This is a genomic window from Solwaraspora sp. WMMA2056 (genome assembly GCF_030345095.1).
GTDB lineage: Bacteria > Actinomycetota > Actinomycetes > Mycobacteriales > Micromonosporaceae > Micromonospora_E.
On sequence record NZ_CP128360.1, the window covers coordinates 6,745,079 to 6,767,595 of the forward strand.

Annotated in this window: 16 protein-coding genes; 5 read left to right on the forward strand and 11 right to left on the reverse strand. The window is 72.5% G+C overall.

The window, feature by feature from the left end; genetic code table 11:
* Nucleotides 1–2: 2 nt before the first annotated feature.
* The 4 genes from cydD (at nucleotide 3) to O7608_RS30690 (ending at nucleotide 7,202) form a co-directional block, all read left to right on the forward strand.
* Nucleotides 3–1,784 (forward strand): thiol reductant ABC exporter subunit CydD, encoded by a 1,782-nt coding sequence (gene cydD, locus O7608_RS30675; protein WP_289207858.1) that lies wholly within the window; start codon nucleotides 3–5, stop codon nucleotides 1,782–1,784.
* A complete protein-coding gene (gene cydC / locus O7608_RS30680) occupies nucleotides 1,781–3,604 on the forward strand; it encodes a thiol reductant ABC exporter subunit CydC (protein ID WP_289207859.1) in 1,824 nt (607 codons plus the stop codon). Before cydD ends, cydC begins: the two co-directional genes overlap by 4 nt.
* A gap of 117 nt (nucleotides 3,605–3,721) precedes the next feature.
* On the forward strand, nucleotides 3,722–4,726 hold the full coding sequence (locus O7608_RS30685) for a SatS C-terminal domain-containing protein (RefSeq protein WP_289207860.1): 1,005 nt from the start codon (nucleotides 3,722–3,724) through the stop codon (nucleotides 4,724–4,726).
* Nucleotides 4,727–4,757: 31 nt separating this feature from the next.
* Entirely contained in the window at nucleotides 4,758–7,202 is a 2,445-nt protein-coding gene (locus tag O7608_RS30690; protein WP_289207861.1) for a serine/threonine-protein kinase, read from the forward strand.
* Nucleotides 7,203–7,458: 256 nt separating this feature from the next.
* Here the strand turns inward: O7608_RS30690 and O7608_RS30695 are convergent, their stop codons facing one another.
* From O7608_RS30695 to O7608_RS30715, 5 genes are all read right to left on the reverse strand, one after another.
* Nucleotides 7,459–8,046 (reverse strand): GTP-binding protein, encoded by a 588-nt coding sequence (locus O7608_RS30695; protein ID WP_123605491.1) that lies wholly within the window; start codon nucleotides 8,044–8,046, stop codon nucleotides 7,459–7,461.
* A 1-nt stretch (nucleotide 8,047) separates the two neighbouring features.
* Entirely contained in the window at nucleotides 8,048–8,425 is a 378-nt protein-coding gene (locus O7608_RS30700) for a DUF742 domain-containing protein (protein WP_282225544.1), read from the reverse strand.
* Between the two features lie 117 nt (nucleotides 8,426–8,542).
* The gene (locus tag O7608_RS30705) at nucleotides 8,543–8,947 is read right to left on the reverse strand and encodes a roadblock/LC7 domain-containing protein (RefSeq protein ID WP_289207862.1); all 405 of its coding nucleotides are present in this window, start codon (nucleotides 8,945–8,947) and stop codon (nucleotides 8,543–8,545) included.
* Nucleotides 8,944–12,516, reverse strand: a complete 3,573-nt coding sequence (locus tag O7608_RS30710) for a nitrate- and nitrite sensing domain-containing protein (protein ID WP_289207863.1) — start codon at nucleotides 12,514–12,516, stop codon at nucleotides 8,944–8,946. Before O7608_RS30710 ends, O7608_RS30705 begins: the two co-directional genes overlap by 4 nt.
* Nucleotides 12,517–13,022: 506 nt before the next feature.
* Complete coding sequence (locus O7608_RS30715; protein ID WP_289207864.1) at nucleotides 13,023–14,105, reverse strand: adenosine deaminase; 1,083 nt, start codon at nucleotides 14,103–14,105, stop codon at nucleotides 13,023–13,025.
* Nucleotides 14,106–14,169: 64 nt separating this feature from the next.
* Between O7608_RS30715 and O7608_RS30720 the strand changes: the two genes are divergently transcribed.
* The gene (locus tag O7608_RS30720; protein ID WP_289207865.1) at nucleotides 14,170–15,018 is read left to right on the forward strand and encodes a putative RNA methyltransferase; all 849 of its coding nucleotides are present in this window, start codon (nucleotides 14,170–14,172) and stop codon (nucleotides 15,016–15,018) included.
* A 23-nt stretch (nucleotides 15,019–15,041) separates the two neighbouring features.
* On the opposite strand, the gene O7608_RS30725 is transcribed toward O7608_RS30720, so the two are convergent.
* The 6 genes from O7608_RS30725 to O7608_RS30750 all read right to left on the reverse strand — a co-directional run bounded on the left by O7608_RS30725 (nucleotide 15,042) and on the right by O7608_RS30750 (nucleotide 22,453).
* A complete protein-coding gene (locus tag O7608_RS30725) occupies nucleotides 15,042–15,722 on the reverse strand; it encodes a DUF4272 domain-containing protein (protein WP_289207866.1) in 681 nt (226 codons plus the stop codon).
* A 132-nt stretch (nucleotides 15,723–15,854) separates the two neighbouring features.
* Nucleotides 15,855–17,177 carry a thymidine phosphorylase gene (locus tag O7608_RS30730; protein ID WP_289207867.1) on the reverse strand — a complete coding sequence of 441 codons (1,323 nt, stop codon included), beginning with the start codon at nucleotides 17,175–17,177 and terminating at the stop codon, nucleotides 15,855–15,857.
* Between the two features lie 121 nt (nucleotides 17,178–17,298).
* Nucleotides 17,299–18,108: a cytidine deaminase gene (locus tag O7608_RS30735; RefSeq protein ID WP_289207868.1), complete on the reverse strand. Its 810-nt coding sequence runs from the start codon at nucleotides 18,106–18,108 to the stop codon at nucleotides 17,299–17,301.
* Between the two features lie 125 nt (nucleotides 18,109–18,233).
* Nucleotides 18,234–19,508: an ABC transporter permease gene (locus O7608_RS30740; RefSeq protein WP_289207869.1), complete on the reverse strand. Its 1,275-nt coding sequence runs from the start codon at nucleotides 19,506–19,508 to the stop codon at nucleotides 18,234–18,236.
* 6 nt (nucleotides 19,509–19,514) lie between these two features.
* Nucleotides 19,515–20,933 carry an ABC transporter permease gene (locus O7608_RS30745; protein ID WP_289207870.1) on the reverse strand — a complete coding sequence of 473 codons (1,419 nt, stop codon included), beginning with the start codon at nucleotides 20,931–20,933 and terminating at the stop codon, nucleotides 19,515–19,517.
* Nucleotides 20,930–22,453, reverse strand: coding sequence for an ABC transporter ATP-binding protein (locus tag O7608_RS30750; RefSeq protein ID WP_289211106.1), 1,524 nt, complete (start codon nucleotides 22,451–22,453; stop codon nucleotides 20,930–20,932). Before O7608_RS30750 ends, O7608_RS30745 begins: the two co-directional genes overlap by 4 nt.
* Between the last annotated feature and the right edge of the window lie 64 nt (nucleotides 22,454–22,517).

Consider the following 22,517-nt stretch of genomic DNA (forward strand, 5'->3'; position numbering starts at 1 on the left):
CGATGACGAGCCCTGCGGCTCCCGCCACCGCAGCCGGCGGTTCGCCACGCCGCCGCCCGTTCGACCCCCGGCTGCTGCGTCAGGTGCCGGCTGCCCGGCTGCCGTTGGCGGCGCTCGGCCTGCTCGGGGTGCTCGCCGCGGTGTTGATCATCGCCCAGGCGACGACGCTCGCCACGGTGCTGGCCGCTGCAGCCCAGGGTGAACTCGACCGGGCCGCCCTCGGCGGGTTCCTCGCCAGCGTCGCCGGCCGGGCCGCGCTGGGCTGGGCGCAGGGCGTCCTGGCCGCCAGCGCCGCCGCCACGGTCACCGCGCAGCTGCGGGTCGACCTGTTCACGGCGATCCACCGGCGCGGGCCGGCCTGGGTGTCCGAGCAGCGGGCCGGCCAGCTCGCCACCCTGACCGGCCGGGGTCTGGACGCCCTCGACGGCTATTTCACCGGGTACCTGCCGCAACTGGTGCTGAGCGTGACCGTGCCGGTCGCCGTACTGGCCCGGCTGGTCTTCGCCGACTGGAGTTCCGCGCTGATCGTCGCGGTCACCCTGCCGCTGATCCCGATCTTCGGCGCGTTGCTCGGTTGGCACGCCCAGGCGGCGACCGAACGGCAGTGGCGGCGGCTGACCCAGCTCGGCGGCCACTTCCTGGACATGGTGGCCGGCCTGGCGACGCTGCGGGCCTTCGGCCGCGAGCGGGACCAGGCCGAGGTGGTACGCCGGATGGCCGACCGGCACCGGGTCGCCACCATGACCACGCTGCGGGTGGCCTTCCTCTCCGCCCTGGTGCTGGAGCTGGTCGCCACCCTCGCTGTGGCGTTGGTGGCCGTCCCGGTCGGGCTCCGGCTGCTCACCGGCGGAATGGCGTTGTCCACCGCGCTGCTGGTGCTGCTGCTCACTCCGGAGGCGTACCTGCCGCTGCGGGCGGCGGGCAGCAAGTTCCACGCCAGCATGGAAGGCCTGACCGTCCTCGACGAGGCACTGACCCTCATCGCCGACGCCGACGCCGACGCCGGCACCAGTGCCGACCGGGCCGGGGCCGCGACTGTCGACCAGGTCGGGGACGCGACTGTCGACCAGGTCGGGGCGGCGGCACGGGCCGTCGTCCGGTCGGCCCCGGCCGAGATCCGGTTCGAGGCGGTCACCGTCGCCTATCGACGCACCACCGCGCTGCACGACGTCGACCTGACGATCCGGGCCGGCGAGCGGATCGCCGTCGTCGGGCCCAGTGGTGCCGGCAAGAGCACCCTGCTGCATCTGCTGCTCGGCTTCGTCGCCCCGACGTCCGGGCGGATCACCGTCGACGGGGTCGACCTGACCGAGCTCGACATCGACCAGTGGCGCCGACAGCTCGCCTGGGTGCCGCAGCACGCCCACCTGTTCGCCGCGTCAGTGGCCGACAACATCCGGCTCGGCTCACCCGACGCGCCACCGGCGCAGGTGACCGCCGCCGTACAGGCCGCCGCGCTGACCGACGTCGTGGCCGCACTGCCGGACGGCCTCGACACCCGGCTCGGTGAACGCGGCCATGGCCTGTCCAGTGGGCAGCGGCAACGGGTCGCACTGGCTCGGGCCTTCCTCCGGGATTCGCCGGTGGTGCTGCTCGACGAACCGACCGCCCGGCTGGACGGGGAGTCCGAAGCCGCAGTGCTGGCCGGCTCCCGGCAACTGATCTCCGGGCGGACCGCGCTGATCGTCGCGCACCGCCCGGCCCTGATCGACGGTGTCGACCGGGTCGTCCGGCTGGACGCCGGCCGCGTCAGCGCCCGGCACCTCAGCGGAGCGGCCTCGTGACCGCCGGGCCACACCGCGACGCGGCCACCGGGCCACACCGCGACGCGGCCGCCGGAGCACGCCGTGACCGGCCGCCGGAGCTGACCGTGCTGGCCCTGGCCCGGCCGTACCTGGGTCGGCTGGTCGGCGCCGGGCTGCTCGCGGCGGCGACCGAGATCGCCGCGTTGGCGCTGATGGCGACGGCGGTGTGGCTGCTGATCACCGCGGCCGGCCAGCCGCCGCTGGACACCGTCACCGTGGCGATCGTCGCGGTACGGGCGTTCGCGATCGGCCGGGGCGTGCTGCGCTACACCGAGCGTCTGGCCGGGCACGACGCCACCCTGCGGGTCGTCACCGAGGTACGGTTCCGGATCTTCCGCGCGCTGGCCGCCCGCCGGCAGACGGCCACCGACCGCTCCGGCGACGCGCTCAGCCGGCTGGTGTCCGACGTCGAGGCCGTGCAGGACCTGCTGCTGCGGGTGCTGGTGCCCGGGGCAGCCGCCGCCGGCGTGGCGGCGCTCGCAGTGGCGGGTACGGCCGTGGTCGACCCGGCCGCCGCGCTGGTGCTCGCCGCCGGGCTGGCGGTGGCCGGTATCGGGCTGCCAGCGGTCGCCACGCTGCTCACCCGGCGCACCGCCGACCGGGTGGCACCGTTGCGGGGGCACCTCGCCGCCGACAGCACCGACCTGACGTACGGCGCGGCCGACCTGGCCGCGTTCGGTGGCACCGCCGCCGCGCTGGACCGGACCGCGCGCCGGGTCCGGGAGCTCGCCGGCCTGCAACGGCGGCTGGCCGTCACCGGCTGGGCGGTCGACGGTGTCGGGGTGCTCGTCGCCGGGGCGACCGCCGCCACGGTCACCGTCGTCGCGGTGCGCGACGGCGTGGCCGGGGTGCTGGTCGGCGTACTCGCCGTCGGGACGTTGACGGCCGTCGAGATGTGCCTGGCGCTGGTCGCGGCGGCCCGCCAGTGGGCGCAGCTGCGCGGCGGGCTGCGACGGGTGGCCGAGCTGGTCGGCGAGCCGGTCGACAGTGCCGGTGGCGGGCAGTCCGACGGCGACGGTGACCGGCCGGCCCCGGCGGCGGGCGTGGCGGTCGCCCTCGACGGCGTGTCGGTGCGCTACCGCGCCGGCACCGTACCGGCGCTGGACCGGCTCGACCTGCGATTGCCGCCGGGGCGGCGGGTCGCCGTGGTGGGGCCGAGCGGCGCCGGCAAGAGCACCCTGCTCGGCGTACTCACCGGGGCGGTCGACCCGCACGAGGGGCGGATCACCGTCGACGGCACCCACCTGGCCGACGTACCGGCCGGGCGGCGGCACCGGCTGGTCGGCGGGCTGCTCGCCGAGGCGTACGTGTTCAACGCCACAGTTCGCGACAACCTGCTGCTGGCCCGACCGACGGCGACCGAGTCCGAGCTCGCCGCCGCCTGCGCGGCGGCCGGCCTGCTCGACTGGGTCCGGGAGCAGCCGGACGGGTGGCGGACGATGGTCGGCGCGGTCGGCAGCCAGCTCTCCGGCGGTCAGCGGCAGCGACTCGCGCTGGCCAGGGCGTTGCTGGTCGATCCGGCGGTGCTGGTCCTCGACGAACCCACCGAGGGTCTCGACCCGGCCATGGCCGACGCCGTGCTGGCCGATGTGCTGGCCGCCGCCGCCGGGCGGACCGTCGTCCTGGTGACCCACCGGCTGGCCGGACTGGAATCGATGGATGAGATCCTGGTGTTGGCGGCTGGTCGGATCGCGCAGCGCGGCAGCCACGCCGGGCTGGTCGACCGGCCCGGCTGGTACCGGGAACAGTGGATCATGCAGCAGACCGCCGAACGTGGCTACCTGACGGCGACCAACTGACGGCGGGGCGGGGTGCGGGCACGCCATCCGGCGGGCTTCCCACTAGGGTGTGCGCAGAGTCACCCACCCGACAGTCCGGGTTCGGGCGCCGTCACCGGAACACAAACGGAGGTCAGCGTGGCCAAGTCGCCGAACCAGCCCGATGCCGACCGGCTCGCCGCCGGATCAGTCGAACCGGGCGCTGCCGATCCTGGGCCCGCCGACGACCTCGGACCCACCGACGACCTGGAATCCGCGACGGACGACACGCTCGACGACGCCGAGGACGCTCCGGTCGTGACGGCCACCGGCGACCGGTCGCTGTGGGCCGATGTCCGGATCGACCCGGTGGAGATCGCGCTGCCGGCCGGTGTCGGGCTCACCCTGCGGGCCTACCGCCCGGCCACCCTGCTGACCCCCACCGACATCTCCGAACGCGAAGAGGACGACCCGTTCGCGGCCCGTCGACGGGCCGCCGAGGCCGAGGACGACGACGACGAGACCGTCGTGATCCTCGACGAGGAGTTCGCCGCCGAACTGGCCGAGGAGGAAGCCGCCGAGCAGGAACGCGCCCGTGGCGAGCGACGCGGGTCCGGGACCGACGCGGCGAGCGACGAGGCCGACGACGACCCGGCCGACGACGACGCCGACCTTGGCGAGGACGTACCGGTCTTCCTCAGCCAGCGCGGCAAGCTGCTGCTGTTCAAGACCCCGCAGGCGCTGGTCAGCTTCGTCCGCTCCGGCGCACCCCACGACCTCGCCCAGTTGGACACCTGGACCGAGCTGGTCGACCGCCTGGAGCCGGCGGACGTCGCAGCGCTGCCCGAGGACACTTACGAGCTCGATCTCGTGGTGGAGAACCTGCGGGGCGGGCACGACACCTGGGACGCGGCGCTGCTGATCCAGTCCGGCGAGGTGGCCAGGGACCTGGCGTACGCGCTGCGGATGCCGTCAGTGCTCGACATGCTCTCGGCCGGATCCAGCCTGGACGATCTTGACGAGGCGTTAAGGTCGACGGTTGACGGCGGCATCGGGGGCTTCATGGCGCGCCGGCGACTGAAGAAAATCGGGGCACAAACCGCAAGTCTCGGTTGGCGCACGATTATCGGCAAGATCTCTGCCGCTACGGACTGGCGCGACTGACCCCTCACCAGGGAGCATCAGTCCTTGGCACATGGCAGGTGTCCGGGAGGAGGACGGCGCGGTGGCGCTCGTGCGGGTGTACTGCGGTCTGGTATCGGCGGACCGGTCTGTCCGGTCGGCTCCGGCCTGGCCGGCCCTGACCGCTGCCGTCGTCGACGATGCCGGCCGGCTGCTCGACATCTGCGACATCGGCGACGATCCTGCCGGCTACGCCCGGCTCAGCGGACTGCTGATCGAGCGGGCCAGCGGGCCCGGCGGGGCGGCGATCGCCGCCGACAGTGACGACCACCTGGTGACCTCGTTGCTGACCGCCGCCGGCCGACCACTTGCTGTCGCCGACGACGATGCCGCCGACGACTACGCCGAGCGGTTCGCCGACGACGAGTCACTCGACGAGATGTCCGCGCCACCCGCCCAGCGGCTCGCTGTCGGGCTCGCCCGGGCCCTGCAGGCCGGAGCGATCAACGCCGTCCCGTTGCCGGTCTCCCGCGACCTCGTCGCCTATCAGCCGGTGCTGGCCGCACACGCCGCCCTGGCCAACGGTCGCCAGGCCGCCGCGGTCGCGCTACGCGAGGTGCTACGGGAGCTGTATCCGGCAGCCCTGCGCGCCTACCCGGACCCCGCCGAGCCGGTCGCCCTCGCGGTGCTCGACGCACTGCCGGAGCCCGGCATGCTCAGCGGCACCAGTTCCCGCAACCGGGAGCTGTCCGTCGCCGCCGACGCGGTCGCCGCGCATCTGGCCGCCGACGGCGTGGCCGACAGCGCCACCATCGACGCCGCTGTCACCGCGCTGCGGGTCGCGATCGTCGAATCACCTCGCCGTACGGCCGTCAACAAGGCGCTCACCTCCGCGACCGCCGAGACCGTCCGGCACGCCGTGGCCGCCGTACGGTCCTGCGACGCCGCCGCCGACGCGCTGATCGCCACGCTGGCCGCCCGGGTCACCGACCCCACGCCGCTCAGTGCCCGGCGGACGGTCCGGCGGGCCGCCGACCAGCCGGCCACTCCCAACCTGCACGCGGTGCCCGGCTCCGGCGAGGCCGGCCCGGCCAGCCGTACCCCCGCCGGTGGCCGGCGGGCCCGGCCCCAGCCGGTCGGCGCCTCCACCACCTCACCGCAGCCGATGACGACGCTGCCGGTCGCACCGGCTCCGGTCGCACCGCCGCCGAGCGCGCCGGCACCGCTGACGCCGTTGGCCCCGGTCGGCCGCCGCGCGGCGGCCGACCCGGCCGCCGACCGACCGGTCTCCGCACCGCCCCCGCCGCCGGGGATGACCCCGATCTCCGCACAGCGCCCGGGCATCGCCCCGGTGGACGCCGGCGAGCCGTTCCGGGCGACGCTCACGACCGCCGCGATCAACGATGCCCGCGCCCAGCGACGGCCCACCCCGATCGTGCCGCGACCCAACACCCGTACCGGGGCCGGCCCGGCCGGGGGGCCGCCCAGCGCGGCGCCGATGTCCGCTCCCCCGGCGGGTACGACGCCGGTCTCCGGCAGCCCCGTCTCGGCCAGCCCGGTCTCGGCCAGCCCGGTCTCGGCCAGCCCGGTCTCCGGTACGCCGCTGTCCGGTATCCCGGCCTCCGGCCCGCCGCGGCCGCATTCGCCGTTGGCCGAACCACCGACCGGGGGGTTCTCAGCGACGGACTACAGCCTGCCGGTGCCGAACGGCCACCCGGACCACGGCACGCCGCGTACCCCGGGTTCCCGGTCCAACTGGCCGCTCGTCGGTCAGTCCGGCGAGCCGGATCAGCAGCACACGGCCTACCCGCGACCCGGTGACGGCAGCGGGCTGGGACTGCCCGACACCGGCAGCACCGGGCGGGTGAAGCCACCATGGCTGGCCGACGATCTCCCACCGGAGCCGCCGATGCTGCGGCTGGTGGAGCCGGCGATGGCCGAGCGCCGACCGGACGACTACTCCCGCCCGCCGGGCGGTCTGCCGGTGGATGCCGCGCCGCTGCGCCTGGTCGACGGTCAGCAGCCCGACTACGGCCGCGGCCGCAGATCGGCCGTCGAGCCGCTCAGCGCTCCGCCGGTGGCCGATGAGGGCGACGGTGATCTACTGATCTTCGCCGCCGCGCGGTCGGCGTGGTTCGTCCGCCATCCCGAGGGCGACGGCGTGGACTTCTCCACTCCGATGGACACCGGCTGGCGCGCCGCCGAGCAGGCGGCCCGACCGGCGACCGGGACCGAGACGCATGCCGGTCTGCCCAAGCGGGTGCCCCAGGCGAACCTGGTGCCGGGGTCACCACTGCGCGACGAGCGCCCACTACGGATCGTCCGGGACGCCGCGAGCATCGCCGAGCACACGAACGGCTATTTCCGTGGCTGGCGGCGGGGGCAGGAGATCGGCGGGTACGCCGTCGGCGGTCGACCGGGTCGGGAAGCGGCCGGGGGCTGGGACTTCAGCCGCGACCAGAGTGGTCAGGGCGACGGCCGCGAGTTCGAGTACCGTCCGGCCGGCAACCGGTCCTGACCCGACCGGACAGCACCGCACAGCGCGCAGAAAACGGTCCCCCTTCACCCAAGGGGGGCCTTCTCGCCTGCCAACGGTCGTTGGGACACGGTCGTTGGACACGCGGTCGTTGGACACGCTGGCGGCCTACCGCACCGCGTCGCCGGCCGACGCGGACCGCTGTCGCTCGGCCTACCCTGGACGGTGAAACGCCGGTACCGGCGGCACCTGTCAGGTGCCGCCGGTGACGGTGGCGGAAGCTGCGACCGGAGACCGGTCAGGCTGGGGCGACAGCACGCTGACGACGCATGGTCAGCACGTACTCGACCAGCGAAATCAGCACGTGCTTCGTCGACTCGCGGTTCCGCGCGTCGCAGGGCACGACCGGTACGTCGCTGGAGATCGCCAGCGCGTCCCGTACGTCCTGCGGATCGTGGTACTGCATGCCGTCGAAGCAGTTGATCGCCACCAGGTAGGGCAGCCGACGATGTTCGAAGAAGTCGATCGCCGCGAAGCAGTCGGCAAGTCGACGGGTGTCGACGAGCACGACGGCACCGATCGCTCCCCGTACCAGCTCGTCCCACATGAACCAGAAACGCGTCTGGCCCGGCGTGCCGAACAGGTAAAGGATGAGGTCCCGGTCGATCGAGATCCGTCCGAAGTCCATGGCGACCGTCGTGGTCGTCTTGCCCGGCACCTGTCGCGTGTCATCGACGCCCACGCCAGCCGAGGTCATGATCGCCTCGGTGGTCAGTGGCGTGATCTCCGAGACCGAGCCGACCAGCGTCGTCTTGCCGACGCCGAACCCACCGGCGATCACGATCTTCGCCGATGTCACTCGCCCGGCCATGGGGCGGTGCGCCATGTCAGAGCCTGCGAAGTCCACTCAGCACCCTCTCCAGCAGTTCCGTGCCCACCGCGTCGTTCGTGTCGTCCAGGGATGTCGGCTCGTACACCGCGACCAGGCCGTCCGAGGCCATGTCCGCGATGATGACCCGGGCTACTCCGAGTGGAAGCTGCATCCGCGCCGCGATCTCCGCGAGCGACTGCAGCCGGCCGTCACACAGCGCGGCAATGTATTGGTGCTCCCGGCCCGTGCCGCCCTTTGTGGCACCTGCGGACCGGCCACGCACCGTTGTCTCCACGAGAGCCTCGAGAGCGATTTCCAGCTTTGGCCGGGTACGACCACGGGTAACGGCGTACGGCCTGACCAACGCGCCAGTAGGTTCATCACGTTCGGTCATCTGCCGTCACCCCCTCTCGTCCTGCCACAGCCCCACCCGTCGGGAGCTCGTAGTGTTCAGTTCTTCCTACCGGCCGGCGCAGGCCCAGGGGGACCGGCACCGACCTCGTCCGTGCGGTCAGCCCAGCATTCCGGCGGCCGTGCGGGGCGCCGGGGTCAGCGCGTCACCGACGCGGTCGACGAGCAACGCCATTTCGTACCCGACCTGGCCGACGTCGCAGCTGCGGGCGGCCAGCACCGCGAACGACGAGCCGTCCGAAATCGACATCAGGAACAGGAAGCCGTTGTCCATCTCGACCACTGTCTGCAGCACTGCACCGCCCTCAAAGCAGCGGGCCGCGCCCTGGGTGAGGCTGACCAGGCCGGAGGCAATGGCCGCGAGCTGGTCGGCCCGGTCCCGGGGAAGGTCCCGGGACGAGGCCAGGAGCAGACCGTCCGCCGACACCGCAATCGCGTGAGCGACCCCGGGTACGCGGTCGGCGAAGTTGGCCAGCAACCAACCGAGATCCTGCGTAGTTGTCATCCCTCATGCTCCTTGCCAGCCTGCGAGGATTGCTGCCCTCCCGGGGTCGCCCCCGGGTTGGTCGAGTGGTCGTCCTTGGGCTGTGTCCGGCCGCGTTGCACACCACGGTGGTACGCGGACAATAGCCCACGGACCGCTTCAGGGGTACGACGCTGCACCGAACTTGTGGCCTTCTCTACGCCACCAGGTACCAGTTGCGCCATCGGAACCCGCTTCGGGAGTCCCGCCTGGGTCTTTTCCTCCACCGAGACCTCGGCGGCGGCACTCGCCGCACGCCAGCCGTCGTCGGCGGCCGTCTGCCAGCTCCCGGTCCGTCCCTCACCGCCACCGCCACCGCCGGTGGAGCGCGACGCTGCGGCGACCGGCTCGGGACGCCGGGGCAGCGACGAGTTGCCGGCTCCGGCTCCCGACGGGGTGGGTGCGGGTGCGGGTGTGGGTGTGGTTGCCTCCGGCGGCGCGGGTCGGCTGGTGTCCACCTTGGCGATCGGTTGGGTCGTCGCGGTGGAGGTGGCCCCGGCACCGGACGGCTTGATCATCGCCGCCGCGGCGGCCCGGGCCTCTTCGGCCGTGGGTCGGCGGGTGCGGAACCAGGCCGATTCCAGCTCGCGGAAGATCGGCAACTCCATGGTCTCGTCCGCGAACTTCTTCGGCCCCGCCTTCTGCGGCGTCACCACCGGGTGGGGTGCCGTCACCGAGTTGTCGCCGCTGGTACGGGCGACCCTCGGCAGTTCCGCTGTCATGTCCAGGGCTGCGGCGAGCTTCTCCGGCACCGGCGGGGCTACCGCGTCGCGGTCGGCCGCGACCGGCGGCCAGGCGGGCGGTGCGGCACCCGGCGGGTTGGCCGACTGCGGCGGCCCGACCGGCTGCTGCGGCGGTGCCGGCTGCTGGTGCGCCGGCCGCTGGAACGGCGCCTGCTGCTGGTAGCCGGTGGGCTGCTGGTAGGCGTTCGGCTGCTGGTAGCCGGTGGGCTGCTGGGCCGCCGGAGTCTGCGGTACCGGCGGCGCGGAGAACGGGCGGACCGGCGGCGCGGAGACCGGCGGGACCGACACCGGTGGCGGTGCGGAGACCGGCGGTACGTACGGCTGACCGCTCACCGGGTGGTGACTCGGCTGCCCGTGGGTCTCCGGCGACGCCGGGATCTGACGCGGGACACCGCTGGTCGGGGCGGCACCGGTGACCTCGCCGTCGACCGTCCAGTGGTCGTTCGAGCGACGTTGCGGCAGCGGGTCGGTGCGTTGGCCGTTGGTCGGCAGTGCGTTGAGCATCTCCGCGCCGTTGGCACCGTTGGCACCGTTCGTACCGTTGGTCGCCCCGGTCAGGTCGGACCAGGCCGGCATCGGTCGCGGCGTCGCGGGCTTGGTGGCGCCACCGTTGATCGGTGCCGGCTCGAACGGGCGCGGTGGCGGGCCGACCGGTGCCGGCGGCTCGCTCGGCTGGCCACCGAGCAGGCCGCTGCCCGGCGCGCCGCCGCCTTCCAACGCGAGGGGTGCACCGAACTGCTGGTGGCCGGCGAGCGCCGGGGCTTCCGTACCGCCGGATCCGAACGCGCCGGGGCCGGTCCGGCCGGCCAGCGCCCGAGGAATCAGGACCGCGGTCGGCAGGGTGACGTCGGCGATGGTGCCGCGGTCGGTCGCTGGGCGCAGCTCGACCTTCACGCCGTGCCGGTTGGCCAGCCGGGCGACCACGACCAGGCCCATCATCCGGGACACCGCGACGTCGACCATCGGCGGGTTGGCCAGCCGTTCGTTGAGGTCACGCAACTGGTCGCCGCTGATGCCGATGCCGCGGTCCTCGACGTAGAGGGCGGCCCGGTCGCCGACCCGACGGGCCTCGACCATGACGTGCGAGTCCGGCGGCGAGAACGCGGTCGCGTTGTCGAACAGCTCGGCGACGAGGTGCACGAGATCGTTGACCGCGTGCGCGGCGACCTCGATGTCCCGGTCGACGACTCCGAACTCGATCCGGGTGTAGTGCTCGACCTCGGACTGCGCGGCCCGGAGCACGTCGATCAGGGCCGCCGGTTCGCGCTGCACCCGGGTGGAGTCGGCGCCGGCGAGAACGAGCAGGTTCTCGTCGTTTCGCCGCATTCGGGTGGCCAGGTGGTCCAGCTGGAAGAGCTCGCTCAGCCGGTCCGGGTCCTCCTCGCCGCGCTCCAACCGGTCGAGGTGGCCGATCAGCCGGTCGACCAGAATCTGCGACCGACGGGCCAGGTTGACGAACATCGTCGACACCGAGGACCGCAGCGCGGCCTGCTCGGCGGCGGTCCGGACCGCCTCCAGGTGGACGGCGTTGAACGCCTCGGTCACCTGGCCGAACTCGTCCTTGCTGCGCACCGGCAGCGGCTCGGCGATCTGGTTGGCCAGCTGCACCGGGGAGGTCTGGGCGGTGACCTGCGGGTCGCGCAGCCGGGCGACGGCCTGCGGCAGGCCGTACTGGGCGACCGCGAGCGCACCCTGACGCAGCTCCCGCAGGGAGCGGGCCATCGACCGGGCGACGAGGGCGGCGAAGAGAATCGCCAGGAGCAGGACGACGAGCAGCAGGATCGTCTCCACGAGGAGTTGCTGCTGGACCTCGTCGCGCAGGATGGTGGCCTCGTTGACGACGTCGCTGTCGATCTTCTGCTCGACCGTGCGGATCAGGTCGGCGTGCCCGATCAGCGCCGCGTCCCAGGCGTCGGCGTCGAAGGGCGTGTCCCGCATCGACTCTTCGCTCTGGCCACGGATGAAGCCGCCGTAGGTGTCGGCTTCCCGCAGCGCCGGACCGGCCACCGTCTGGTTGTAGAACTCCAGGTCGTCCTGGGTGGCGGCGGCCTCGAAGCTCTGCCGCGACTGGGACTGGCCGGCCCGGGTGCTGATGTAGTCGGTCCGCAGCGCGGGGGTCAGGGCGTCCTGGCTGAACGCCCGGAGCACCACCACCCGCTCCCGGGACAGGAACTCCTTGTTGCGGGCCAGCGAGGCGGCGGCCCGCATGTGGTCGCTCAGCTCGGTGTCGCTGGCCAGCTGGGCCGCCGAGTCGCGGATGTCGAGCAGGTCGCTGAGCAGCACCTCGTACGCGCGGGCCGCCTCGGTCAGCCGGAAGGTCCCGTCGGCGGTGGCGCTGTTGACCACCTGGCTGCGCACGCCGGGCAGGTCGGCGAGGTTCTGGTCGATGCGGGAGAGCAGGTTGCGGAAGTTGACCGGTAGGTCGGTCAGCTCCGCACGGCGCTGCGAGTACGGCGTACGGGCCTGCTCGACCTCGCCGTGCAGTGCGTTGTAGACGCCGAGGTAGCGCTCCTGCAGCTCGGCGTTCTCGGTGCCCAGCAGCAGCACCGCCGCGGCCCGCTCGTTCTGCAGGTCGTGCACCAGGTCGCCGGAGGCCGCCGCGAGAGTGGACAGCGTGCGCGCCTGCGACGCGTTGCTCGCGGTCTCCAGGTGGTCGATGAGGCCATTGGTGCCGACGACGATCGTGGCCAGGGTCGGCACGATCATAATCAGACCGAGCTTCGACCAGATCGGCAGATCATTGAGCCGGCCCACCGGCCGGCGGAGACGCGACAGGAAGGAATCTGCCGTCTTCGGCCGCTCGCTCACGTCACCGCCCTCCTCATCGGTGCCGGCGGGATGCACCGGGCACCGCCCATCGGCCGACCCGGGCGGATCGGACCCCCGAGATTCCATCACGACACCACGCAAAGAGAAAGCCCAGGTGGTCTGTCACCGCGAGTGTGATCCGATGGTTATCCCGGCCAACAACAATTCGCACTGTAGCGAGCACTCTCAGTAATCACCACTTCCCGCTGGATCGTCTGCGGGACAGCCCCGCCCACGACCGTGCGACGAGCCATCGTACGCCCTCGCTCCCCCCGCGTCGCCACCCCTCAGGACGTGCCGATATCTCGGCGAACCGCGCCGGGGCGCCAACCGGGCGGCGGGCCCCGATGGCCCGAACGGTGGATCCGGCGACCGGTGCCGGCACGACCGCCGGTGAGATGAGTCACCACAGTCCACCGAGCACACCATCTGTCGACGGCACCCCTCGATCCACTCGTCGGACCGCCGGGCCGCACCCCGAGTCGCGACTCAGCCCATCACCCGGGTCAGCCGATCAGCTTCGCGTAGGCCGGTTTGATCACGTCGTCGATGATCGCCAACCGCTCGTCGAACGGGATGAACGCACTCTTCATCGCGTTGACCGTCAACCATCGCAACTCCGACCACCCCCACCCGAACGCCTCCACCAACAACCACATCTCCCGCGACATCGACGTCCCACTCATCAACCGGTTGTCCGTATTCACCGTCACCCGGAACCGCAGATCACGCAACAACCCGATCGGATGCTCACCAATCGACCCCACCGCCCCCGTCTGCACATTCGACGACGGACACAACTCCAACGGAATCCGCTTGTCCCGCACATACGCCGCCAACCGCCCCAACCTCACCGCACCACCAGCACCCACCTCCACATCATCCACAATCCGCACCCCATGCCCCAACCGATCCGCCCCACACCACTGAATCGCCTGCCAGATCGACGGCAACCCAAAAGCCTCACCCGCATGAATAGTGAAATGAAAATTCTCCCGCTGCAGATACTCGAACGCATCCAGATGACGCGTCGGCGGAAACCCCGCCTCCGCCCCCGCGATGTCGAACCCCACCACCCCCGCATCCCGGTACCGCACCGCCAACTCCGCGATCTCCTGCGACCGCGCCGCATGCCGCATCGCCGTCAACAACGTCCCCACCCGCACCACCCGACCCGCCGCCGCCGCCCGCGCACACCCGTCCGCGAACCCCGCCACCACCGCCTCCACCACCTGACCCAAACCCAACCCCCGCGACAGATGCTGCTCCGGCGCGAACCGCACCTCCGCGTACACCACCCCGTCCGCCGCCAGATCCACCGCACACTCCGACGCCACCCGGAACAACGCCGACTCCGTCTGCATCACCGCCACCGTGTGCGCGAACGTCTCCAGATACCGCTCCAACGACCCCGAATCCGCCGCCGACACGAACCACCGACCCAACTCCACCGGATCCGACACCGGCAACACATGACCCACCTCATCGGCCAACTCCACCACCGACTCCGGACGCAACCCCCCATCCAGATGATCATGCAACAACGCCTTCGGCGCCCGAACGATCTCCGCCAACGAAACAACCGTCATGGCTGGAGGGTAGTAGGTCGACCCGCCCGTACCGGCGGGGGCGCGGGCCGGCAGGATGACCAGGATGCTTGCCGACGTGCTGCCGTACCTGCGCTGCCCGGTCTGCCACGGACCGTTCGGGGCCGACGATGCCGGCCGGACGCTGCGCTGCGCCGCCCGGCACAGCTTCGACGTGGCCCGGCACGGGCAGGTCGACCTGCTCACCGGTCGGGTACCGCACACCGGCGACACCGCGCAGATGATCGCGGCCCGCGACGAGTTCCTGCGCGCCGGCCACTTCGCGGCGATCACTTCCGGTCTGGTCCGGGCCGCGACCGCGCGGCCGCACCCGACGGGACCGACGGCCGGAGCCGCCCCGCTGGTGGTCGACGCCGGCGCCGGCACCGGTTTCCACCTGGCCGCGGTGCTGGACGCGCTACCCGACGGCGTCGGGCTCGCGCTGGACATCTCCAAGGCGGCGGTACGGCGGGCCGCCCGCGCCCATCCGGCGGCCGCCGCCGTCCGATGTGACACCTGGCGTCGGCTGCCGGTGGCCGACGGCTGCGCCGACCTGCTGCTCAACGTGTTCGCCCCGCGCAACGGCGCCGAGTTCGCCCGGGTGCTGCGTCCCGGCGGGACGTTGATCGTGGTCACGCCGTTGCCGGAGCATCTCGGTGAGCTCGTCCGGGCGCTCGGGCTGCTCGGGGTGGACCCGGCGAAGGAGGACCGGTTGGCCGCCACGCTGGACCGGCACTTCGCCGAGGTGTCCCGACGGACGGTAGGAGACCGGCTGACGCTGAGCCACCGTGACGCCGACGCGGTGGTCCAGATGGGGCCCAGCGCCTGGCACACCGCTCCGGCCGTAGCGGCCGCGCTGCCCGATCCGGTCGAGGTCACCGTCGCGGTACGGCTGACCACCTACCGGCTGCGCTGAGCGTTCCCACCGGGCGCGGTCGGTCAGGTCGACAGATCGACCTCTTCCCACCCGGCCGGCGGGTCGTGGTACGGACCGTGGAAGATCACCGCCCATTCCAGGGCCCAGCGTCGTTGCCCGATCGCGTTGGCGTCCACCACGCCGGGCAGTGGATCGCCCCGCCGTTCCGCCTCCAGGTACCCCCAGTCCAGGCAGTAGTAGAAGTCGAGCAGCACCGCCGCCTCGGCCGCGTCGCGAGGAGCGACCAGGGTCCGCGACCGCCACTGGGCGAACGTCTCGCCGGCCGGCAGGTTCGGTAGCAGCGCCATCAGCCGCTCGTCCGAGGCGGCGACCGGGTCCAGGTGCCGGGTCAGACCCAGCACCCAGGCCAGGGCGAAGATCGCGTCGTGGTGCAGGACGAACGACCGGTGGTCGCCCCGGCCGCCGATGACGAACTGCCACTCCGGCGCGGTGACCAGTTCCACCAGGTGCGAGTTGAGCAGCCAGCTCATCGCGGCCTGCGGGGGCATGCCGAAGCAGCGGGCCAGCACCAGGTGCAGGATCGCCGTACGGGCCTCGATCTCCGGGGTGGGCCGCAGCTCGACGCCGTCGCCCGGCTCCCAGACCAGGGGGAAACCGTCCGGAGGCAGTGGCAGGCGGAGCCGACGCAGCTCGTCGAGACTCTCCGCGCGAATGGCCCGGGGGTCAGGAGCGAGTACGATCACAGGCTTCGTTCCCTGCTAGTCGGCGCCGGCTGCTCTCCTGGACGAACCCCCCGGCGAGGGAGGATATCCGCTCTGTCACGGGTACCACGACAAGGGGTGTCCGATACGGGGTGTGGCGCGGGTGGCGGCGGCTCAGCCGATCCGTTCGAGCACCAGGTCCGGTGCCGACGGCGGCTGGTCGGCGATGCGGATCCCGCCGGTCGGGCCGATCGCGGCGACGATGTCGGGTGCCACGTCGGCGATCCGGGCCGGGTCGTCGGCCCGCAGCTCGACGATCGGGTCACCGGCCCGGACCGCGTCCCCGGGCCGCCGGTGCAGGATCACGCCGGCGGCGGCGCTGACCGGATCCTCCTTGCGGGCCCGACCAGCGCCGAGCCGCCAGGCGGCCAGCCCGATCAGCCGGGCGTCGACGGCTGCGAGGTAGCCGTCCCGGTCGGCGCGGATCAGTTCCGCCTCGGCGGCGACCGGCAACGGGGCGTGCGGGTCACCACCCTGGGCGGCGATCATTGCCCGCCAGGTGTCCATCGCCCGGCCGTCGCGCAGCGCCGCCGCCGGGTCGGCGTCGGGCAGCCCGGCGGCGTCGAGCATCTCGCGGGCCAGGGCCAGGGTGAGGGCGACGACGTCGGCGGGCCCGCCCCCGGCGAGGACCTCGACCGATTCGGTGACCTCGACGGCGTTGCCGACCGCCCGACCCAGCGGGGTGGACATGTCGGTGAGCAGGGCGACCGTGCGCACGCCGTGCGCGTGGCCCAGGTCGACCATGGTGCGGGCGAGTTCGCGGGCGTCGGCGACCGACGACATGAACGCGCCGGTGCCGACCTTGACGTCGAGCACCAGGGCACCGGTGCCCTCGGCGATCTTCTTGCTCATGATCGAGCTGGCGATCAGCGGGATCGCCTCGACGGTGCCGGTGACGTCGCGCAGGGCGTACAACTTGCGGTCGGCCGGGGCGAGCCCGTCGCCGGCCGCGCAGATCACCGCGCCGACGTCGCGCAGTTGGCTGACGAACCGGGCGTTGGTCACCTCGGCCCGCCAGCCCGGGATCGACTCGAGTTTGTCCAGCGTGCCGCCGGTGTGGCCGAGCCCACGGCCGGACAGCTGCGGTACGGCGGCCCCGCAGGCGGCCACCAGCGGGGTCAACGGCAGGGTGATCTTGTCACCGACGCCGCCGGTGGAGTGCTTGTCGACGGTGGGCCGGGGTACGCCGGACAGGTCGAGCCGCTCTCCGCTGGCGATCATGGCGGCGGTCCACCGGGCGATCTCGCCGGTGTCCATGCCGCGCAGCAGGATCGCCATGGCCAACGCGGACATCTGCTCGTCGGCGATCTCGCCCCGGGTGTACGCGGCGATCGTCCAGTCGATCTGCGCGTCGCTGAGTCGGCCGCCGTCGCGCTTGGTCCGGATCACGTCCACGACGCCGGCGATCTTGGAGTTGTCGTTCGACAATTCGGTCATACCTTTACAAAAGGCCGAGATCTCGACGGATCCCGGAAGGGGAAGGGGACGGTACGCAGGGCGGCGGTCAGCCGCCGGGCCAGCCGGTCAGCCGGACAGGCGGTCAGCCGGCCGCCGCCGGTCAGCCGGCCCAGCGGGCGCTGACCTCGGCGGGCGGGTCGCCCTCGCCGGCCCAGGAGACCGCCCCGTCGGCGTCGACCACCACCACCCGGTGGGTCCGGGCCCGACCCCAGGCCACCGCCGACTGCGGCGACGGCCAGCTGGGCGCCTCCTCCAGGATGCCGGAGCCGGTCGCCTCGCCGGTGGACTCCGACCGCTCCCAGTAGCCGGTCCAGACCAGCTCCCCGCCGGCCGAGTCCGGGTGCACGAAGACGGTGCCCCGCCCGCGCCACTTGGCCAACCGGGCCGGTACGGCGGTGTCCGGTGCGACCACCGGCCGGCCGGCGGCGTCGGCCCGCCCGACGTGCTCCGTGCCGACCCGGTGTCCGCCGGAGGCGCCCCGCCCGGTACCCCGTTCGGCACCGCCGCCAGGGGCCAGGGCCGCCGCCGCGAGGTCCGCCGGCCCGAACGCGTTCGGCAGCAGCTCGGCCACGGTCAGCGGCGCGGGCAACGCCTCGACCAGGCAGTCCGGCCCGCCGTGCTCCCACAGCAGCTGCCGGCAGCGCCCGCACGGCATCAGCGGCTGGCCGTCACCACCGACGCAGGACAGCGCCACCAGCCGACCACCGCCGCTGCTGTGCAGCGCCGAGACCACGCCGCACTCGGCACAGAGCACCACCCCGTACGCGGCGTTCTCCACGTTGCAGCCGACGACCACCCGGCCGTCGTCGACCAGGGCGGCCGCGCCGACCGGGAAATTCGAGTACGGCGCGTACGCGTGCCGCATCGCCTCGGTCGCGGCCCGCCGCAACTCCACCCAGTCGATCTCCACGACTGCCCTCCTCGACCCCGGTGCCGGCTACCGCCACCACCTCCCGACCACCCGACGCGGGTGGGGCCCGTCGGGGCACCCACCACGTACCTGACCGGCCAGTAGTAAACGGTAGCCGGCCCTGATCAGGCCTTGATGTAGGGCTTGCCGTCGGCGGCCGGTGCCCGCACCCGGCCGACCAGTCCGGCGACCGCGAGCAGCGTCGCCAGGTACGGCAGCATCGCCAGGAACTGGCTCGGGATGGCGCTGCTGATCGCCCCCAGGTAGGCACCGAGCTGGTCGGCGAAGCCGAAGAACAGCGAGGCCAGCAGCGCCCCGGTCGGGCTCCACCGGCCGAAGATCATCGCGGCGAGGGCGATGAAGCCCTTGCCGCCGATCATGTTCTTGGTGAACGAGTAGAGCAGCAGGGTGTACGACCCGCCGCCGATCCCGGCGACCATGCCGGCCAGCAGCACGTTGCGGTAGCGCAGCCCCAGCACCCGGACGCCGAGGGTGTCGGCCGCGATCGGGTGCTCGCCGACCGACCGGGTCCGCAGCCCCCACCGGGTCCGGAACAGCGCCACGTTGATCACCACGACGAGGATCAGCGCCAGGTAGAGGAAGATGTTGCCGCGAAACAGCGCCGGCCCGATCACCGGGATCTGCGACAGCAGCGGAATCTCCCAGGTGCCGAAGTGCGGCGGCTGGTTGTAAGCCGGCTGGTCGGTCTGCATGAGCCGCTCGTAGAGGAACCCGGTCAGGCCGACCGCGAACAGGTTCAGCACGATGCCGATGACCACCTGGTCGACCAGGTAGCGGATGGCGAACAGGGCCAGCAGCAGTGAGATGAACGCTCCACCGAACGCGGCGGCGATCAGCCCGATCCAGACGCTGCCGGACATGGTGCCGATCAGCGCGCCGGCGAAGGCACCCATCAGCAGCTGGCCTTCGATGGCCACGTTGACCACACCGGAGCGTTCACAGAGGACCCCGGCCAGCGAGCCGAAGATCAGCGGCAGGGCCAGCAGGAATGTGCCGCGCACCATGTTGACCATCGGCATGAAGTTCTGCCCGGTCGGCGCGGTGGAGATCTGCCAGCACAGGAAGCTGAGCACGAAGCCGACGACACCGACAGCGAGCAGCGACTTGTACCAGCGACCGTACGGGCTCAGCAGCACCGCCCCGGCGACGAGCGCGATCAGGCCGAACAGCACCGCGCCGACGGTGCCGGGAATGCGCAGCGCCGCGCCGCCGGCGGTCTCGCTCAGGGTGAACCGGGCCTCCTGCGGGTCGGCGAGCGCGCCGAAGACGGCCGCGGCGACGGCGCCGGCCACGACCAGGCCGGCCCCGGTGATCCGGGTACGGTTCCAGAACCGTGCCGTGACGGCGACCGGTGTGTCAGTTGCGATCATGGTGGACAACGCCGGTCACCAGCCCTTCGCCATGCTGGTCTGCAGCCGGGCGGTGCGGGCCGCCCGGAGCTGGAAGATCGCCTTCACCAGAGCGGGGGCGGCGATGAAGATGACGATCAGTGCCTGCAGTACAGTGACCAGCTCCAGCGAGATCCCGGAGCTGGACTGCATGGCGTTGCCGCCGGCCCGCAGCGCCCCGAACAGCAGCGCCGCCAGCGCGACCCCCCAGGGTCTGACCCGGCCGAGCAGGGCGACCAGGATGCCGTCGAAGCCGATCTGGGCGGCGACGAGCGGGGTCAACGCGTTCGCCGTACTGCCGAGCACCATGTTGGCGCCGCCGAGCCCGGCCAGCCCACCGGCGATCACCATCAGCAGGACGTAGGTGCCGGTGACGCTGATCCCGGCGGTACGGGCGGCGTCCGGGTTGGCGCCGACCGCGCGCAGCTCGAAGCCGACCGTGGAACGGTTGAGCAGCCAGGCCACGGCGGCGGTGGCGGCGATCGCCAGCAGGATGCCGGCGTGCACCCGCAGCCCGTCGCCGAGCAGCCGGGGCAGCTGGGCGGTGGCCTCCACCGGCCGGCTGATCGCGTCCGGCCGCTCCTCGTTCTGTACGCCGGGCTGCACGATGATCCAGGTGAGGAAGTACAGCGCGACGTAGTTGAGCATGATCGTGGTGATCACCTCGTGGGCACCCGTACGGGCCTTGAGGAAACCGGGGAAGAACCCCCACAGCGCCCCGCCGAGCGCGCCGGCCGCCACCGCGACGACCAGATGCAGCACCGGCGGCAGCGGCAGCAGGAAGCCGGCCAGGGCGGCGACGATGACACCGATGATCGCCTGTCCCTGGGCGCCGATGTTGAACAGCCCGCCCCGGAACGCCAACGCCACCGACAGGCCGGTGAAGACCAGCGGGGTGGTGTAGGTCAACGTCTCGGAGATCGGCCGGAACACCGCCGACCATTCGGCGTCGCCGCCGGCCCAGGCCCGTACCGTGTCGGGGTTGATCACCGCGCCCTTGAACAGGTTCGCGTACGCCTGGCTGACCAGCGCCCAGCTGTCGCCGAGCGCGTCACCCGGTCGGGCGAAGAAGTAGGTGTAGGCGGCGAGCACCTCCGGGTCGGAGACGACCATCAGTACGCCGCCGATGACGACGGCCAGCAGCAGGGCCAACGCGGTCACGGTGACCGTGTTGGCGGCCCACAGGTGGTGCAGGAAGCGCTGGCCGAGGGATTCGCCGTCGGGGGCCGGACCGGTCGGTGCGGGGCCGGCGGGGGCCGGACCGTCGGCGACGGTGCCGGGCTGGCCGTCGGCCGATGTCGCGGCCTGCGGGCTGGCGGCGTCCGCGCTGGCCGCGTGCTGCGCGGCGGCGGCCGGTTCGGCGCCGGCGGGCGGCTTGTCCGGCGAGCCTGCCGGCACGCCGTTCTCGCTGGTCATTGCGTCCCTTCTTGCTGTGCCGTGACACCGGCCATCAGCAGGCCGATCTGTTCCCGTGGGGTGTCCGGGCCGACGACGGCGATGATCCGGCCGCGGTACATCACCGCGATCCGGTCGGCCAGCCCGATCACCTCGTCGAGTTCGCTGGAGACGACGAGGACGCCGGTGCCGGAGTCGCGTTCGTGGATGATCCGGCCGTGGATGAACTCGATGGAGCCGACGTCGACGCCCCGGGTCGGCTGGGCGGCGATGAACAGCTTCAGCGGCCGGGACAACTCCCGGGCCACGATCACCTTCTGCTGGTTGCCGCCGGACAGGGTGCCGACAGCCGCCTGCGCCGACGACGTACGGACGTCGAACTGGGCGATCCGCTCGGTCGCGGCGGCGGCGATGGCCGCCGGGCGCAGGACCAGCCCGGAGCCGTACGGCGGCTGGTCGTACAGGTCGAGGACCAGGTTCTCGGCGACGGAGAACTCCTTGACCACGCCGTCGACGCTGCGGTCCTCCGGCACGTAGCCGACCCCGGCGCGCAGCACCCGCTTGGTGCTCCAGCCGTCGACGCGCTCACCGTTGAGGGTGACCGTGCCGGCCAGCACCGGCCGCAGGCCCATGATCGCCTCGACCAGTTCGGTCTGGCCGTTGCCCTGCACACCGGCGATGCCGAGCACCTCACCGGCCCGGACGGTCAGGTCGACGCCGTCGACGACCCGTACGCCCCGGTCGTCGTCGACGACCAGGCCGGCGATGTCGAGCACCGGCTCCCCCGGCTGCGCCGGGGTCTTGTCCACGGTCAGGCTGACGTTGCGGCCGACCATCAGGGCGGCCAGTTCGTCGCGGCTGGCGGTCGGTTCGGCGGTGGCGACGGTACGGCCCCGCCGGATCACGGTGATCCGGTCGGCGATCGCCTTGACCTCGCCGAGTTTGTGGGTGATGAAGACGATCGACTTGCCGGCCGCCTTCAGCGACCGCATCACGGCGAGCAGTTCCTCGGTCTCCTGCGGGGTGAGCACGGCGGTCGGCTCGTCGAGGATCAGCAGGTCGACCTCGCGGGTGAGCGCCTTGATGATCTCCACCCGCTGCTGGATGCCGACCGGCAGGTCCTCGATCACCGCGTCCGGGTCGACGGCGAGGCCGTACCGGTTGGAGACCTCCAGCACCTCGGCGCGGGCGCGGCGGTGGTCGAGGAAGCCGAGCAGCCCGGCGCGGGTGCGTTCGGCTCCGAGCATGACGTTCTCGGCAACGGTCAGCACCGGCACCAGCATGAAATGCTGGTGCACCATGCCGATGCCGGCGGCGATGGCGTCGCGCGGACTGCGGATCTTGATGGGGGTGCCGTCGACGACGATCTCGCCCTCGTCCGGCTGCAGCAGGCCGTAGAGGACGTTCATCAGGGTGGACTTGCCGGCGCCGTTCTCGCCCAGCAGGGCGTGGATCTCGCCGGGTTCGACGGTCAGGTCGATGTGATCGTTGGCGACCAGGTCACCGAAGCGTTTGGTGATGCCGCGCAGTTCGAGTCTCAGCGGAGCCTCCTGGGAGACCTCCGGGCCACCGGTGTGCGCCCGGACGGGTCGATGGCTGAGGCCG